General features: G+C 36.5%; 13 protein-coding genes and 3 tRNA genes. 14 read left to right on the top strand and 2 right to left on the bottom strand.

Annotation, left to right across the window (positions count from 1 at the left end):
• Window positions 1–2: 2 nt before the first annotated feature.
• Genes sufC through H3T57_RS03815 form a run of 4 tightly spaced genes read left to right on the top strand, consistent with a single transcriptional unit; the run spans window position 3 to window position 3,778 of the window.
• Window positions 3–785 carry a Fe-S cluster assembly ATPase SufC gene (gene sufC, locus H3T57_RS03830; RefSeq protein ID WP_155568018.1) on the top strand — a complete coding sequence of 261 codons (783 nt, stop codon included), beginning with the start codon at window positions 3–5 and terminating at the stop codon, window positions 783–785.
• The gene (sufD, locus tag H3T57_RS03825) at window positions 778–2,034 is read left to right on the top strand and encodes a Fe-S cluster assembly protein SufD (protein WP_155571855.1); all 1,257 of its coding nucleotides are present in this window, start codon (window positions 778–780) and stop codon (window positions 2,032–2,034) included. Before sufC ends, sufD begins: the two co-directional genes overlap by 8 nt.
• 12 nt (window positions 2,035–2,046) lie before the next feature.
• On the top strand, window positions 2,047–3,294 hold the full coding sequence (locus H3T57_RS03820; RefSeq protein ID WP_155571856.1) for an aminotransferase class V-fold PLP-dependent enzyme: 1,248 nt from the start codon (window positions 2,047–2,049) through the stop codon (window positions 3,292–3,294).
• Window positions 3,295–3,337: 43 nt separating this feature from the next.
• A complete protein-coding gene (locus H3T57_RS03815; RefSeq protein WP_232349719.1) occupies window positions 3,338–3,778 on the top strand; it encodes an SUF system Fe-S cluster assembly protein in 441 nt (146 codons plus the stop codon).
• Window positions 3,779–3,844: 66 nt separating this feature from the next.
• Here H3T57_RS03815 and H3T57_RS03810 read toward each other — a convergent pair whose 3' ends face one another.
• Together H3T57_RS03810 and H3T57_RS03805 are read right to left on the bottom strand one after the other, a co-directional pair.
• The gene (locus H3T57_RS03810; RefSeq protein WP_232349718.1) at window positions 3,845–5,260 is read right to left on the bottom strand and encodes a DEAD/DEAH box helicase; all 1,416 of its coding nucleotides are present in this window, start codon (window positions 5,258–5,260) and stop codon (window positions 3,845–3,847) included.
• 123 nt (window positions 5,261–5,383) lie between these two features.
• Window positions 5,384–5,827 carry a hypothetical protein gene (locus H3T57_RS03805; RefSeq protein WP_198193248.1) on the bottom strand — a complete coding sequence of 148 codons (444 nt, stop codon included), beginning with the start codon at window positions 5,825–5,827 and terminating at the stop codon, window positions 5,384–5,386.
• Between the two features lie 191 nt (window positions 5,828–6,018).
• Here H3T57_RS03805 and H3T57_RS03800 point away from each other — a divergent pair, with 191 nt between their 5' ends.
• From H3T57_RS03800 to ndhC, 10 genes are all read left to right on the top strand, one after another.
• Window positions 6,019–7,452: an NAD(P)H-hydrate dehydratase gene (locus tag H3T57_RS03800; protein ID WP_198193247.1), complete on the top strand. Its 1,434-nt coding sequence runs from the start codon at window positions 6,019–6,021 to the stop codon at window positions 7,450–7,452.
• Window positions 7,453–7,538: 86 nt separating this feature from the next.
• Window positions 7,539–7,623 (top strand) — tRNA-Leu (locus H3T57_RS03795).
• A 131-nt stretch (window positions 7,624–7,754) separates the two neighbouring features.
• Complete coding sequence (tig, locus tag H3T57_RS03790; protein WP_198193246.1) at window positions 7,755–9,086, top strand: trigger factor; 1,332 nt, start codon at window positions 7,755–7,757, stop codon at window positions 9,084–9,086.
• A gap of 156 nt (window positions 9,087–9,242) precedes the next feature.
• On the top strand, window positions 9,243–9,887 hold the full coding sequence (locus tag H3T57_RS03785; protein ID WP_198193245.1) for an ATP-dependent Clp protease proteolytic subunit: 645 nt from the start codon (window positions 9,243–9,245) through the stop codon (window positions 9,885–9,887).
• Window positions 9,888–10,004: 117 nt separating this feature from the next.
• Window positions 10,005–11,267 (top strand): ATP-dependent Clp protease ATP-binding subunit ClpX, encoded by a 1,263-nt coding sequence (gene clpX, locus H3T57_RS03780; RefSeq protein WP_198193244.1) that lies wholly within the window; start codon window positions 10,005–10,007, stop codon window positions 11,265–11,267.
• A 381-nt stretch (window positions 11,268–11,648) separates the two neighbouring features.
• Window positions 11,649–14,024, top strand: a complete 2,376-nt coding sequence (lon, locus tag H3T57_RS03775) for an endopeptidase La (RefSeq protein ID WP_231504076.1) — start codon at window positions 11,649–11,651, stop codon at window positions 14,022–14,024.
• A 167-nt stretch (window positions 14,025–14,191) separates the two neighbouring features.
• Window positions 14,192–14,479, top strand: coding sequence for an HU family DNA-binding protein (locus H3T57_RS03770; protein ID WP_110438938.1), 288 nt, complete (start codon window positions 14,192–14,194; stop codon window positions 14,477–14,479).
• 89 nt (window positions 14,480–14,568) lie between these two features.
• Window positions 14,569–14,644 (top strand) — tRNA-Val (locus H3T57_RS03765).
• Window positions 14,645–14,716: 72 nt separating this feature from the next.
• A tRNA-Asp gene (locus H3T57_RS03760) sits at window positions 14,717–14,794 on the top strand.
• Window positions 14,795–15,001: 207 nt separating this feature from the next.
• On the top strand, window positions 15,002–15,367 hold the full coding sequence (gene ndhC, locus H3T57_RS03755; protein WP_198193242.1) for an NADH-quinone oxidoreductase subunit A: 366 nt from the start codon (window positions 15,002–15,004) through the stop codon (window positions 15,365–15,367).
• Window positions 15,368–15,403 lie beyond the last annotated feature (36 nt).

The raw sequence follows: 15,403 nt of genomic DNA, 5'->3' as shown, positions 1-15,403 counted from the left end.
CTATGAATATGTTATTAGAAATAAAAAATTTACATGCATCCGTTATTGATGACACTGTTGAAAATGGATCAAAGCAAATTTTAAAAGGTGTCAATTTATCAATTCCCGCTGGTGAAACTCATGTTATTATGGGACCTAACGGTTCTGGTAAGTCAACGCTTTCCTATGTCTTGTCTGGTCATCCCAGTTATAAAGTGACATCTGGTCAGGTATGGTTTAAAGGGGAGAATCTTCTGGAAATGTCTCCTGATGATAGAGCCGTGGCGGGATTGTTTCTTGCCTTTCAGTCTCCCGTGGAGCTGCCTGGGGTCAATAATGCCAATTTTTTACGTACAGCAACCAATTCCGTTCGTAAGGCGCGAGGACAGGAAGAACTTGACGCGGTGTCATTTCTTAAACTGGCCCGTCAGTTGGCAAAAAAGCTTTCATTTCCAACAGACATGTTTAAACGCAATGTAAATGTCGGTTTTTCTGGAGGTGAGAAAAAACGAAATGAGGTTCTGCAAATGTCCTTATTGCAACCATCTTTTGCAATATTGGATGAAACTGACAGTGGGTTAGATATTGACGCGCTGCGTATTGTCGCAGAAGGAGTTAATACTCTTCAATCTCCAGAATTTTCCTCTTTAATTATCACTCATCATCAGCGTTTATTGGATTATATCAAGCCTGATTATATCCATATTTTAGCAAGGGGTCGCATTATCCATACTGGAGGAGCTGATTTATCACTTCAGCTTGAAAAAGAAGGTTACGGACGGTTTTTGGATGAAATTGATGAATAATGTCACCGCGATGAACAAGCGTGAAAATTGGTTGGAAATATTAAATAGGTTGTCTTTATCTGAATATTTACAAGACAAGAGAAATATTGTTGATAAATTGCTGACTCTTCAATTCCCGACACGTAAAACTGAAGCTTGGAAATACAGCGATTTGAAATGGTTGCAAAAAACAGATTTTTCGCGTGATTTTGTTATTGATGAAGCGTTTGTTCATAGGGCCTTAGAAGAAATATTAACCGTAGATTTGCTAAATTTACCTAGAATAATCACCTATAATGGTCAATATCTAGAGACTTTTTCAACAATTAGTCTTCATTCAAACGAATTTTCTTTAAACAAGAATTTCAAAAGTGGTTGGTCAATTCCGAACGATGATTTTTTGACGGCATTGAACAAAGTTGTTGAAAATCCCGTTTTGCAATTTAATTGTAATAAAAATTTCAATGACCAGAAAATTTTATGTATTAATCTAGGGAAAGCTGAAATAACTGAAAAACTGTTTTTTTCACCAAAGTATTCATTTTATATTGAGAAAGAAAATAAATGTTCTGTAATTGAAATAAATTATGGAAAAGGTGTTTATTTTGCAAATTCCGTTCATGAAATAGAACTGGGAAGAAAGTCTAAACTAAACTATACCATTATCAACCATACATTATCAGAAAGCTATAATTGTTCTAGTAATTATGTTAAATTGTCTGATCATGCATGTTATCAGCAATTTTTGTTAAATAAAGGTTCCAGATTTTCACGTTATGAACTGAATATTGATTTGGCCGGAGAATGGAGTAAGGCAGATTTTGATGCTGTCCAGATTTTGTCAGGTCAACAGCATGCCGATATTGCATCAAAAGTGGTTCATAGTGTTCCACATTGTCAATCCAATCAGAATGTTAAAAATATCCTATCTGATAATAGTCATGGGGTTTATCAGGGCAAGGTGCTAGTCAATCGTTTAGCCCAGAAAACGGATGCACAGCAGCAAAACCAGGCCCTATTATTGTCAGATAAAGCGGAAATAGATACTAAACCTGAGCTTGAAATCTATGCAGATGATGTTAAATGTTCCCATGGTGCAGCAATAGGGGCATTGGACCAAGAACAATTGTTTTTTTTAATGTCTCGTGGAATTTCTTATGAATTGGCCAGAGAAATGTTGATTAATGCATTTGTTAACGAGTCTATTGAAAAGATCGAAGATACCCTATTGCAGAATTTATTATATTATTACGTAACCGCCTCAACTTGAAAAGTGATTGCGATGTCTAACCCTGTCTATTCTTTTAATATTGAGCAAATTAGAAATGATTTTCCAATTTTAAAACAAAAAATTCACGGTAAAGATTTTGTATTTTTGGATAGTGGCGCATCAGCCCAAAAACCAATACAGGTAATTGAAGCGATGCAAAACGCCGCATATACGCAATATGCAAATGTGCATCGAGGCATTTATGCCATGAGTGAGGCTGTTACAGATCAATATGAATCAGTCCGAAAAAAAATTGCCGGTTTTTTAAATGCATTTACGTCCGATGAAGTGATTTTTACTAAAAATAGTACTGAAGCGATCAATCTTGTAGCTTTTTCCTATGGAGGTCTGATAAAAAAGGGGCAGGGTGTTTTAATAACTGAAATGGAGCATCATGCCAATCTTGTTCCCTGGCAAATGTTGCGTGACAGATTAGGGATCCATTTATACATTGCACCGATATTGGAAAATGGTGATATCGATATATTGGCATTTGAACAAATTTTAATTGAAAATGATATTGCATTGGTTGCTGTAACCCATATGTCCAATGTGTTGGGAACGATTAATCCAATCAAAATGCTGGCTGAGATGGCACACAAGAATGGTGCCAAAATTCTTGTTGATGGCAGTCAAGGAATTGTTCATCAATCGGTTAATGTTCAGGATCTTGATATAGATTTTTACACTTTTACAGGACACAAACTTTATGGTCCAACGGGTATTGGCATTTTATGGGGAAAAAAAGAATGTCTGGATCAAATGCCTCCCTTTATGGGAGGAGGGGACATGATTGAAAATGTGACTTTTGAACGGTCAACCTGGGCAAAAATTCCTACTAAATTTGAAGCTGGTACACAACCTATACTTGAGGTGATCGGTTTGGGGGCTGCAATAGATTATGTTTTATCTATCGGATATGATATTTTAATGCAGCATGATAAAAATCTGGTTGAATATGCGCTGATTAAAATGAGGAATATTCCTGGTTTATCTATATTGGGATCATCATCTGTAAGGGGAGGGGTAATCTCTTTTTCGATAAAGGATATTCATGCTCATGATATTGCAACCCTGTTGGATCAAAATGGGATCGCCATTCGTGCAGGTCAGCATTGTGCTGAACCGTTAGTGAATAAATTTGGTTATACAAGCGTATCGCGGGCTAGTTTTGCAGTTTATACAACTTTTGATGAGATCGATAAATTTGTGGATGGATTGAATATGATTATTGATTTTTTTCAAAGATCTAATCATTGATAAAGATTTTTTACCCATAATTATATGAATGGCAGAGTTTTTTATGGATAATGTTGATCAAAAAAGGTCAGATAATATTGGAAAAGCAGTATCTACATCTGAATCTGATGTTAATCAAGAAAATATCGAGGCTTGGAAACCTGAGGATAATTCAAACCCACAGATTAACAATTCTAAGGAAGAAATTGATGAAAATGCAATTATTGATGCTGTTTCAACAATTTATGATCCAGAAATTCCAGTTAATGTATATGACTTGGGATTAATTTACGCTATCGATTTACATGATGATGGAAAGGTGCAAGTTGAAATGACTTTAACAGCGCCCAATTGCCCAAGTGCGCAAGAATTACCCGTCATGGTTCAGCAAGCTATTGAAAAAGTTAAAGGAGTGACCGAAGTAAAGGTGGAAATTGTCTGGGACCCTCCCTGGGATCCTTCAAGAATGAGCGATGAAGCTCGACTAACCTTGAATATGTTCTGAAATTTATATCGGTTTAAATTTTAACTGAAGATAAATAATAATGTTATTTATCTTCAGTTTCTTTTTTTAAAGCTTACGAAACGGCGATAGCATAAAGGCAGGTACAAATTGTCCAAATCCAATAACAGGTGTATCGTTATCAATTAATGCATGTGTTAGAGGAATACGTGGAGCAACTTCAATCAAATTCTTATTATCCGCCTTTCTAGATTTGGTTTTTTGTTGACGAGAATTTTTATTTTTAATCAATTTCTTATCTGTTGAATTATCTGTTTCTTTAGAAGTATTCATAAAATCGTTAATATCAAGAACGGGAATGGTTTCATTTATAAGTTTTTCGATATTTACAATTAACTCTTTTTCCTCAAGTGTTGCAAGGCTATAAGCATAACCCGTTTTTTCCGCTCTTCCTGTTCTTCCAATTCGATGTACGTAATCTTCGGGTTGAAGAGGTATATCAAAGTTGAAAACATGCGTTAGATTTTCAACATCTATCCCTCGTGCGGCAATATCAGAACAAACGAGGAACTGAATTTTTCCATTTTTAAAATCTTCCATCGTTTGGGTTCGATGATGTTGTGCGATATCACCATGAAGAGAGGCACTTTTGAAATCATGTTTCTTCAGGGAACGAGTTAAAATGTCAACATCTTTTTTTCTATTACAGAAAATTATCGCATTTTTTACATTTTCCTGCTGTAAAAGAGTGCGTAAAATTTTTCTTTTTTTGTTATCAGGAACGATGATAACTTTTGATTCAATAGTTGAGGCTACTGATGAAGGTGGTGAAATAGATATTTCAATTGGATCTACAAGAAAAGAATTTGTCAATCTTTTGATTTCTGGGGGCATCGTAGCTGACAAAAGCAGGGTTTGTTTTTGTTGGGGTAAATAGGAAACAATTTTTTCAATGTCTGGGATGAAACCCATATCGAGCATACGATCTGCCTCATCAATGACGAGTATCTGAATCTGATTGAGTAAAATTGCTCCCTGACCAAACAAATCAATCAATCGACCCGGTGTTGCAATAATAATATCGGTTCCACGTCGAAGATTTTCTTTCTGTTCAGACTGACTTTCGCCACCAACGAGTAAACTATGGGAAAATTTTACATATTTATTATATAGTTTCAGATTATCTGCAACCTGAAGTGCCAATTCACGAGTGGGTTCTAGAATTAAAGCGCGTGGCATTCTTGCACGTCCCTTGGACTGGGAAAGCATCTCGAGAATTGGTAATGTGAAAGAGACGGTTTTACCGGTACCGGTTCTGGCTATCCCAACGATATCTTTTTTTTGCAAAGCCATGGGAATGACAGCTGCCTGAATTTCCGTAGGCTTGTCAAATCCTATTTTATCAATGGCTGACAAAATTGAGGGAGACAATTTGAGTTGTTCAAAAGTCTCAATTTTTTCAATCGCAAGATTTGTAGATGTATTGTTGTCAATTAATTTGTTTTTTTGTATATGAGAAGGCAAAATAAAACTTACCGTTAACACTTAAAAATAATAAAAATAGCTTATTCATTTATATAATAAGAATATTGTAATTAATCAATATACTTATTTTGTTGTGAAATAGAATAACTAATAATAATTTCATTAAAAATTTAATAATAAAATGTCTATTATTCCCAAAAATATAATTAATTTGAAAATATTACAAATTTTATTATAAAGATCAGCCTTTGGTCGTATAGATCGGTTTGCTTTTTGATAGGCTGACGTAAAACTATATAGATGGAGAATTATCATTAGAATAGTGGTAATTATGGCGGCATAACCAGACCAGTTTACAGTTTTGTCAAAAAAGTGGTGAATAAAAAGAATCAATTGACAAATCAGGATGGCAAAAGCGTTAAAACCATTAAGTTGATAAATTCTTTTCAGGTTTTGCAATAATACGGAAGATTTGAGTGTTTTATCAAGTAATCCAACTGATGATCGAACACTCAGACAATAAAAAAACAGACTTCCGATCCATAAGGAAAGAGCAATAGAGTTAATTGAAGTGATAATTCCCCAGTAAAAATTCATATGAGCCATACTAATTCCCTAGATATTGTGGTTTCGATAGATTAAATCCGTCTTATCATTGGCGTGATGATTGTTAAAATCATTCATGTCAAATAAAGGCAAAAAAAGCAATTTTTCTTTATAGTTTGTCATATTATAATCATTCGTAGTTATAATTATAAGTGATATACTTAATTCATCACATTGAAAGATATATCATTATGCAATTAAAAAATGAAAAAACTAATTTGCTTCTGATAAATCCAGAAGAAATGAATCAGGTTGACAAGATCGCAACGCAATATTTGCCTGTCTTAACTTTGATGGAAAATGCTGGATTAGCCGTTGCACGGGCAATTATGCAATTTTATAAACCTTGTAAAATACTTGTTTTATGCGGTCCTGGAAATAATGGAGGTGATGGATATGTCGTGGCACACATACTTGCCAATGAGGGATGGCCAGTTAAGGTTGCCTCTTTGAAACCTCCAGAAAAGGGAACTGATGCTTACAAGGCTTTTGTTCAATGGAGTGGGGATAAAACTGATTTTAATATTCAATCTGTTAAGGATGCAGATTTAGTTGTGGATGCTGTTTTTGGTGCGGGATTATCTCGTGACATTGATGATCATATAAGTTCGGTGTTGAAAGCTGCAGATCATCTTGTTGCCATAGACATGCCCTCTGGTGTTGATGGCAAGACAGGTATAATCAGAGGTTATGCTCCCCACGCTGAATTGACCGTAACGTTTTGTAGAGCCAAAGCGGGACATTATCTTTTGCCTGGACGAGAATATATAGGTAAACTTGTTATTGCCAATATAGGTATACCAGAAAACATATTGTCAGAGCTATTAATAAATACTTGGTTGAACGAACCGGGATTATGGGAACTTCCAATTGCAGACGTTGAAGATTATAAATATCATCGTGGCATTGTAAATGTTGTGGGAGGGGGAACGGTAACAGGAGCCGCTCGTTTATCAGCATTAGCAGCTTCTTCCTGCGGGGCTGGATTGGTGCATATCTTTGCCTTTGGTAGCCGTGATTTATATTTGTTAACTTCACCCTGTTTTATGGTTGATGAGGGTGACTTCACTGATACCTTACAGGATAAACGAAGAAAAGTCTGGGTATGCGGGCCTGGTCTGACAGAAGATGAGGTTAAAATATCCCTAACAAATTTAATCAAGACAAATAAAACGATTGTTGCCGATGCAAGTGCTTTGACAAAAGAAAATTTTGATTTGTTGAAACAATGTGCCGTTATTACGCCTCACATAGGTGAATTTAAACGGATATTTGGTGATTTTAAAGATTGCCGGATTGAAGCGGTTAAAAAGGCAGCTAGTATTCTTAATACAGTGGTCATTCTCAAAGGTCCGGATACATTAATAGCTTCTCCCGATGGCAGGGTAGCGGTCAATTGTCATGCAAATGCACGATTGGCGACAGCAGGATCTGGGGATGTACTAACGGGAGTCATCGCGACTTTGCTTGCATGTGGTATGGAGGTATGGGAAGCGTCTTGTGCCGCGGTCTGGATTCATGGAGAGGCAGCTTTTTTACATAACAATTCTTGGCCTAATGCAATGGACTTAATTCACAATCTTGGCAAGGCGAGAGATAATGGTCGATATCACGTGGAAAAATGAAAATAAGAAAAATTGAGTTTTGTTAAAAAAATTGTTGCCCTGCGATAGATAGTGCGTTAAATAGAAAAACTTCAATGCACAGACGTGCGGATGTGGTGAAATTGGTAGACACGCTAGACTTAGAATCTAGTGGCGCAAGTCGTGGGGGTTCAAGTCCCTCCATCCGCACCAAAAACGTATGATGTTAATTCCATATGATTTTTGTGATCTGGCTGTTAAAGTGATATAAATTAATGTTAATTCTGAAACGCTCTATAATATTAGGGTAAAATTTAATTTAGACCGAGAGGATGGCCTGGCTGATGCAGGTTACTGAAACGCTTTCTGAAAGCTTAAAACGCGGCTTCAAAATCATTATTGAAGAAAAACAACTCGCTGAAACGAGAAATCAACGATTAACAAAACTTGGACACGAGATGAATATCCCTGGTTTCAGGCCGGGAAAAGTGCCATTAACGATTGTTGAGCAACGTTATGGAGAATCTGTTCAGAATGAGGTTGTCAATGAGGCGATTTCAAATGCAGTCAGAGATACATTGAGTGAAAGAGGTCTGCGACCTGCCCGTCAACCATCGGTCAATCTCAAAGAGGGTTATAAAAAGGGGGATGATCTGGAATTCACTTTTGAAGTTGAATTGATTCCAGACTTTGAAATTCCAGATCTTAAAGATATTCATTTGACACGCTTAAAAGCCAAGCCAGATGAAAAATCGCTTAAATCTGCTTTTGACACAATTGCCCAACGGCAACGTGAATTTAAAGCTATTGATGAAAAGCGGCCTGCTAAATCCGGTGATGTTCTGTCTGTTGATTTTGTGGGTAAGGTTGAAGGCGTAGCTTTTGAGGGTGGCATCGCAGAGAATGTTGATGTTGAAATTGGTGGTAAGGGGTTTATTCCGGGATTTGCAGAACAGATTGAAGGAATGACACCAGGAGAGGAAAAAGTAATAACGGTTACTTTCCCTGAAAACTATCAGGCTGCCAATTTGGCTGGCAAGGAGGCAACATTCGATATCAAGGCAAAAATCTTAAAAGAGGCTATTGTTCCTGAAGTGAACGATGAATTTGCAACCAAACTCGGATTTGAAAATTTAGATAAACTAAAAGAAGCTGTTGAAAAGCAAATTGTTGCTGAATATGATCAGATGTCCCGTTTGAGATTGAAACGTGATATTTTGGATGTGTTGGCTGAGAAAGTTAATTTTGAATTGCCTGAAGGACTGGTTGATACAGAATTCAAGCAAATTTGGCAGCGTATTGAAAATGACCGTAAAAATGATCTTCTTGATGAAGAAGACAAGAACAAAGACGAGGAAACTTTAAAGGCAGATTATCGCAAAATTGCAGAAAGACGTGTTCGCCTTGGATTGCTGGTTGTTGAAATTGGAAGAGTCAATTCGATAACAATTAATGAAGACGAACTTGTTCAGGCGATGCGGGCCGAGGCGATGCGTTATCCGGGGCAAGAAAAAGAAGTTATGGAATTTTTCCAGAAAAATCCGCAGGCTGTCGAATCTATTCGCGGTCCACTTTACGAGAATAAAGTTCTTGATTACATTACAGAGCTTGCCACGGTAGAGGATAAAGAGGTAAGTCCGGAAGAGCTCTCTAAGATGCCCACTGTTAAAATTTAGGAATTTCATAGATTTTGGTATTGGGAATGTCTGGAAATTTTTCCAGACATTCTTTTTTTGGAAAATTGAATTCTATCTTATTTTTGTTGTATTTATTTTCTTAAATTGAATAAATATACTATTATTTAATCAAACATAAATTTGGGAAGAAAATTAATGAGAGATTTCAAGTCTCTGGAAATATATGATAATACACTTGTTCCAATGGTTGTTGAACAAACGTCCAGAGGGGAACGTGCTTTTGATATTTATTCTCGTCTGCTTAAGGAAAGAATCATTTTTCTCACGGGTCCTGTATATGATCAAGTTGCATCTTTGATTTCTGCTCAGTTATTATATTTAGAAAGTGTAAATCCAAAAAAAGAAATTTCTTTCTATATCAACAGTCCTGGTGGTGTAGTATCGGCTGGTTTGGCAATTTATGATACGATGCAATATATACGTTGTCCTGTGAGTACTGTCTGCATTGGTCAGGCAGCCTCAATGGGGTCATTACTTTTATGTGGAGGTGAACCCAATAATCGATTTGCCTTGCCCAATGCGAGAATCATGGTTCATCAGCCTTCTGGTGGTGCGCAAGGTCAGGCAAGCGATATAGAAATTCAGGCCAAAGAAATATTGGAAATACGTAAAAAGCTTAACGAGATTTATAAATCGCATACCGGAAGAACACTAGAGGAAATTGAACAACGTCTTGAAAGAGACAGTTATATGTCACCTGAAGAGGCTAGGGATTTTGGTATAATTGATAAGGTAGTTCAAAATCGTAGTGCAGATTTGTTAAAAGAAAGTGACAAATAGTCATAATATTATTATAAGATTTCTTTAAAAATTATCTTATTTAACTAAATAATTTATATAATGATATTTACTGGTTGGTATTTCTGACCCTGACTTTAATTGGGGGTGAAGGTTAAAATGACTGATAATAAAAAAGATTCAAAAAATGCATTATATTGCTCCTTTTGCGGGAAATCACAGCATGAGGTGCGTAAATTAATCGCAGGTCCAACCGTATTTATTTGCGATGAATGTGTCGAATTATGTATGGATATTGTGCGTGAAGAGAATAAAACGCAAATAGCAAAAAAACAAGGCAATCTACCCACTCCTAAAGAAATTTGCAAAATTTTGGATGATTATGTTATAGGACAGACAGACGCAAAAAAGGTTTTGTCCGTTGCTGTTCATAATCATTATAAACGGTTAAACCAGATTGATAAAGCTGGTGATGTGGAGATAGCTAAATCCAATATCCTGCTTATTGGACCAACCGGGACCGGTAAAACCTTGTTGGCCCAAACCCTTGCAAGAATTCTGGATGTTCCTTTTACAATGGCAGATGCAACAACCCTGACCGAGGCAGGATATGTTGGTGAAGATGTCGAAAACATATTATTGAAATTGTTACAGGCTGCAGATTATAACGTGGAACGGGTGCAGCGGGGTATCGTTTACATTGATGAAATTGATAAAATTTCACGTAAATCCGATAATCCTTCAATTACAAGGGATGTGAGTGGTGAAGGAGTTCAGCAAGCTCTTCTTAAGATTATGGAAGGTACTGTTGCATCTGTTCCTCCTCAAGGAGGACGGAAACATCCGCAACAGGAATTCCTGCAAGTGGATACTACGAATATTCTCTTTATTTGTGGTGGTGCATTTGCAGGTTTGGATAAAATCATTAGTGATAGGAGTGTAGGGTACACGATTGGATTTGGTGCAGAAGTAAATTCCCAAGATCATAAAGAAGTTGGGAAATTGTTTCGACAGATGGAACCTGAAGATTTGATGAAATTCGGTTTAATTCCTGAATTTATTGGAAGATTGCCCGTAATCGCTACACTTGATGATCTTGATCAAAAAGCCTTGATGAAGATACTGACTGAGCCAAAAAATGCTCTAGTAAAACAATATCAAAAACTGTTTGAAATGGAGAACGTGCAATTGCAATTTACAGAAGAAGCTATTCAGGAAATTGCTAATAAGGCCATTGAACGACAGACAGGTGCGCGTGGGTTGCGTTCAATTCTGGAAGATATTCTTTTATCAACAATGTATGAATTGCCAGATCTTAAAGGGGTAAGCAAAGTTGTCATTAATAAAGAGGTGATTAACCATAAAGAGGAACCGGTTTACGTTTATGAGGAGATATCCCCTCATAAAGAACAAACAGCATAAACACTTATTGTTTTATGGAAAAGACTCTTTTAAAAGGGTCTTTTTTATTATTATCAAAAAAGGTTGAGAAATATCTTATTTTTGATGTAATTTTTTTTTATATTAATTTATTATCTGTAATAAATCTTAATATTTAAGATTTTTTTTACTCATAAAGGTTCAGGATAATTAATTCTGTTTATTACTTTAAAAAAAATTAATACACTGCATATATAATATTAAGATTGTAATCTTATAGAATGTGCCATCCTGGGCATTCTTACAGGATCGTCCATATAAGGAGGTCATAAATTTATGACAGAAAAGAAAATTGAATCCGAAATCTCTGAAGAAAAAGAGAAGGATGCCAATAAAGACCAAGAAATAAGACAGTCCAATATTATGGCTGTTCTACCGTTAAGGGATATTGTTGTATTTCCATATATGATTGTACCTTTATTTGTAGGGCGAGAAAAATCGGTCTGCGCTTTAGAGGAAGTTACGAAAAATCATTCAAAAATATTGCTTGTTTCCCAAAAAGATGCTTCAGTTGAAGATCCTACGGAAAAGGATGTTTATTCATTTGGAACAATTGCAACTATTTTACAGTTGTTAAAATTACCTGATGGAACAGTCAAGGTATTGGTAGAGGGTATTCAACGTGCCAAGGTCAAGAAATTTATTGATCATGAAGCTTTTTTTGAGGCAGAGGTTGAGCTTATTGAAGAAACGGAGAATGATGACAAGGAGATTAATGTCTTAAAAAGAACAATGACTAATCAGTTTGAGCAATATGTTAAACTGAACAAGTCAATCGCGCCTGAAGTTCTGGTAGCTGTCAATCAAATTGAAAATTCTTCCAAGGCTATAGATACAATTACAAGCCATCTCAATCTTAAAGTTTCTGAAAAACAGGAAATACTTGAAACGGTTGATTTGAAAAAACGCTTGGAAAAACTTCTTGAACATTTGGAAACAGAAGTTGGAGTATTGCAAGTTGAAAAGCGTATACGAAACCGTGTTAAAAAACAGATGGAGAAGACACAGCGCGAATATTATTTGAATGAGCAGTTAAAGGCTATTCAAAAAGAATTGGGCGAGGGTGAAGACGGTAAAGATGAGTTGACAGAACTAGAAGACAAGATAAAAAAACTTCGCTTAACCAAGGAAGCTCGTGACAAGGCACTATCTGATCTTAAAAAATTACGCGGGATGAGTCCGATGTCTGCAGAGGCAACCGTTGTGCGTAATTATTTAGACTGGATTGTAGGTCTGCCTTGGAAAAAACGTTCCAAAATTTCCAAGAATCTAAAAAAAGCGGAGGAAATTTTAAACCACGATCATTATGGACTGGAAAAGGTAAAGGAAAGAATTCTTGAATATCTTGCTGTTCAAATCCGCTCTTCCAAACTTAAAGGTCCAATTTTATGCCTTGTTGGACCGCCAGGTGTTGGTAAAACATCCCTTGCCCGTTCTATAGCCAAGGCAACGGGACGTGAATATGTTCGCATGTCCTTGGGGGGTGTACGTGATGAAGCCGAGATTCGTGGGCATCGTCGAACATATATTGGTGCAATGCCCGGTAAAATTATTCAGGGAATGAAAAAGGCTGGGACTTCTAATCCTTTATTCTTACTGGATGAAATTGATAAACTTGGAGCAGACTGGCGCGGAGATCCAGCTTCCGCTCTTTTGGAAGTTCTTGATCCTGAACAGAATTCCACGTTTGTAGATCATTATCTAGAAGTCGATTATGATCTTTCTGATGTAATGTTCATTACAACGGCAAATAGTTTCAATATGCCACAACCTTTATTGGATCGTATGGAAATTATCCGTATTGCCGGTTACACAGAAGATGAGAAGGTTCAGATCGCCCGTCAGCATTTGATCAAGAAGGAGGGGGAATCTCACAGTCTTAAACCAACAGAATGGTCGATTGATGATGAGGTATTGCGTGAACTTGTCCGCACATATACCCGTGAGGCAGGTGTACGTAATCTTGAACGAGAGATAGCGAAAATTGCTCGTAAAATTGTCAAGAAGATCGTTTCTGGAGAATGTGACCATGTAAAGATCACGTTGGATAATCTGGAGGATTATGTCGGGGTTAAACGGTATTTTTATGGTGAAAGTGAAGAACGTGATATTATAGGTGTCGTAACTGGACTTGCGTGGACAGAAGTAGGTGGTGACATTCTTCATATAGAAAGTGTCATGGTTCCAGGCAAGGGGCATATAAAGATAACCGGGAAGCTTGGCGAGGTAATGCAGGAAAGCGTATCTGCAGCCTTATCTTATGTAAAAAGTCGAGCTTTACAATTTGGAATACATCCTGACTTGTTTGAAAAGCATGATATACATGTTCATGTTCCTGAGGGTGCAACCCCAAAGGATGGACCATCTGCTGGTGTTGCGATGGCAACCAGTATTGTCAGCATTATGACAGGTATTCCTGTTCGTAAGGATATAGCCATGACAGGGGAAATCACTTTGCGGGGCAGGGTTTTACCTATAGGCGGTCTTAAGGAAAAATTGCTTGCTGCATTGCGTGCAGGAGTTAAGAAAGTTTTCATTCCTCAAGAAAATGAAAGGGATTTGGTGGAAATACCCGATAATGTCAAATCAAATCTGACAATTGTTCCGGTTAAAATGGTAGATGATGTTATTCATCAAGCATTGATTAGACCCTACGAATCTATTGAGCTAGAGGAAACCTCTACACCAGTAATTGCGAAAAAAAGTAATGTTTCATCAAAAAAACAGCTGGCACATTAAATAATGTGGTGATATTGCAACCAAAAATAGAATAAATGTATTAAAATAACTATTGAAGTCCTTGAACGGTTGACGTTCTTGAAAAGTGCTTCAATAGTTTAAGATATGGATGTAATATCCATTAGCAGTTAAATTTAGTCTGTGATTATTATAGAAAGAAAAAAAGAATGGAAAAACCTCTAAATAAACAAGAACTTGTTGCCGCTGTTGCTGAAAAAACAGAATTGTCAAAAGCCAAATCAGGTGAGGTTATCGATGCAGTATTGAGTACTATTGAAGAAACACTTGCAAAAAAACAAGAGGTTCGCCTTGTAGGTTTTGGCAGTTTCGTCACTGCTCATCGTAAAGCAGCCAAAGGGCGTAACCCACGTACAGGTGAAGAAATCAAGATTCCAGCATCTACTTCAGTACGTTTTAAACCTGGTAAATTGTTAAAAGAAGCTGTTAGTAAATAATTTTAAAAAAAAGTTCAATTTTTTTGAAAAAATGACTGGACAACACAACGGCTTCAGTGTTAAGAAGTCGTTGTTCCAGTAAACGGAACGGGCGATTAGCTCAGTTGGTAGAGCATCTCGTTTACACCGAGAGGGTCGGCAGTTCGAGCCTGTCATCGCCCACCATAAATTAATGTTTTATTAAATATTAATATTGACAAAATATTAAAGAGCTTTTAGAAAAGCTTCATATAATGCGCGGGTGTAGCTCAGTTTGGTTAGAGCGCCGGCCTGTCACGCCGGAGGTCGCGGGTTCGAGCCCCGTCACTCGCGCCATTTAGTTTATAGTATAATGGCACAATAATAGAAAATCACTAAAATTTTCATCAAAATAATTTGTTCCATCAAATTTATTAAAATAATCAATAAAAATCAATATATTTAATATTAACAGTGTAATTCTTTTTTTTCTTTGATATAAAGAATTGAGTTCATTTTTGATAAATGATTTAATTTTCTATAAAAAATTAAAGAGTATTAGCCATGCAGGCAATTTTAAACAGTTATTTACCCGTGTTAATATTTGGGATTATTTCTTTAATAATTGCGGTTGCAATGTTGGGTGCGGCATTATTTTGTGCAAAACAAAAACCATATGCTGAAAAGATAACGCCTTATGAGTGCGGATTTCCGGCATTTGAAAATGCACGTCATATGTTCGACGTGCGCTATTATTTGGTGGGAATATTATTCACGATATTTGATCTGGAAATGGTGTTTCTGTTTCCATGGGCTTTGACCCTGTCTAAAACTGGCATGTTCGGTTTTTTCTCTATGGTTGTATTTCTTTTAGTCCTGACCATAGGTTTCGTGTATGAATGGTGCAAAGGTGCACTGGAATGGGATTAAGTAAAAATAAGTCCATTGTCGGTTAAAATGAGTAGA

The sequence above is a fragment of the Commensalibacter sp. W6292M3 genome (genome assembly GCF_016101315.1).
Classification (GTDB): Bacteria; Pseudomonadota; Alphaproteobacteria; order Acetobacterales; family Acetobacteraceae; genus Commensalibacter; species Commensalibacter melissae.
The sequence above is the reverse complement of the archived record's forward strand: the minus strand, read 5'-3'. Positions and strand labels throughout refer to the sequence as shown.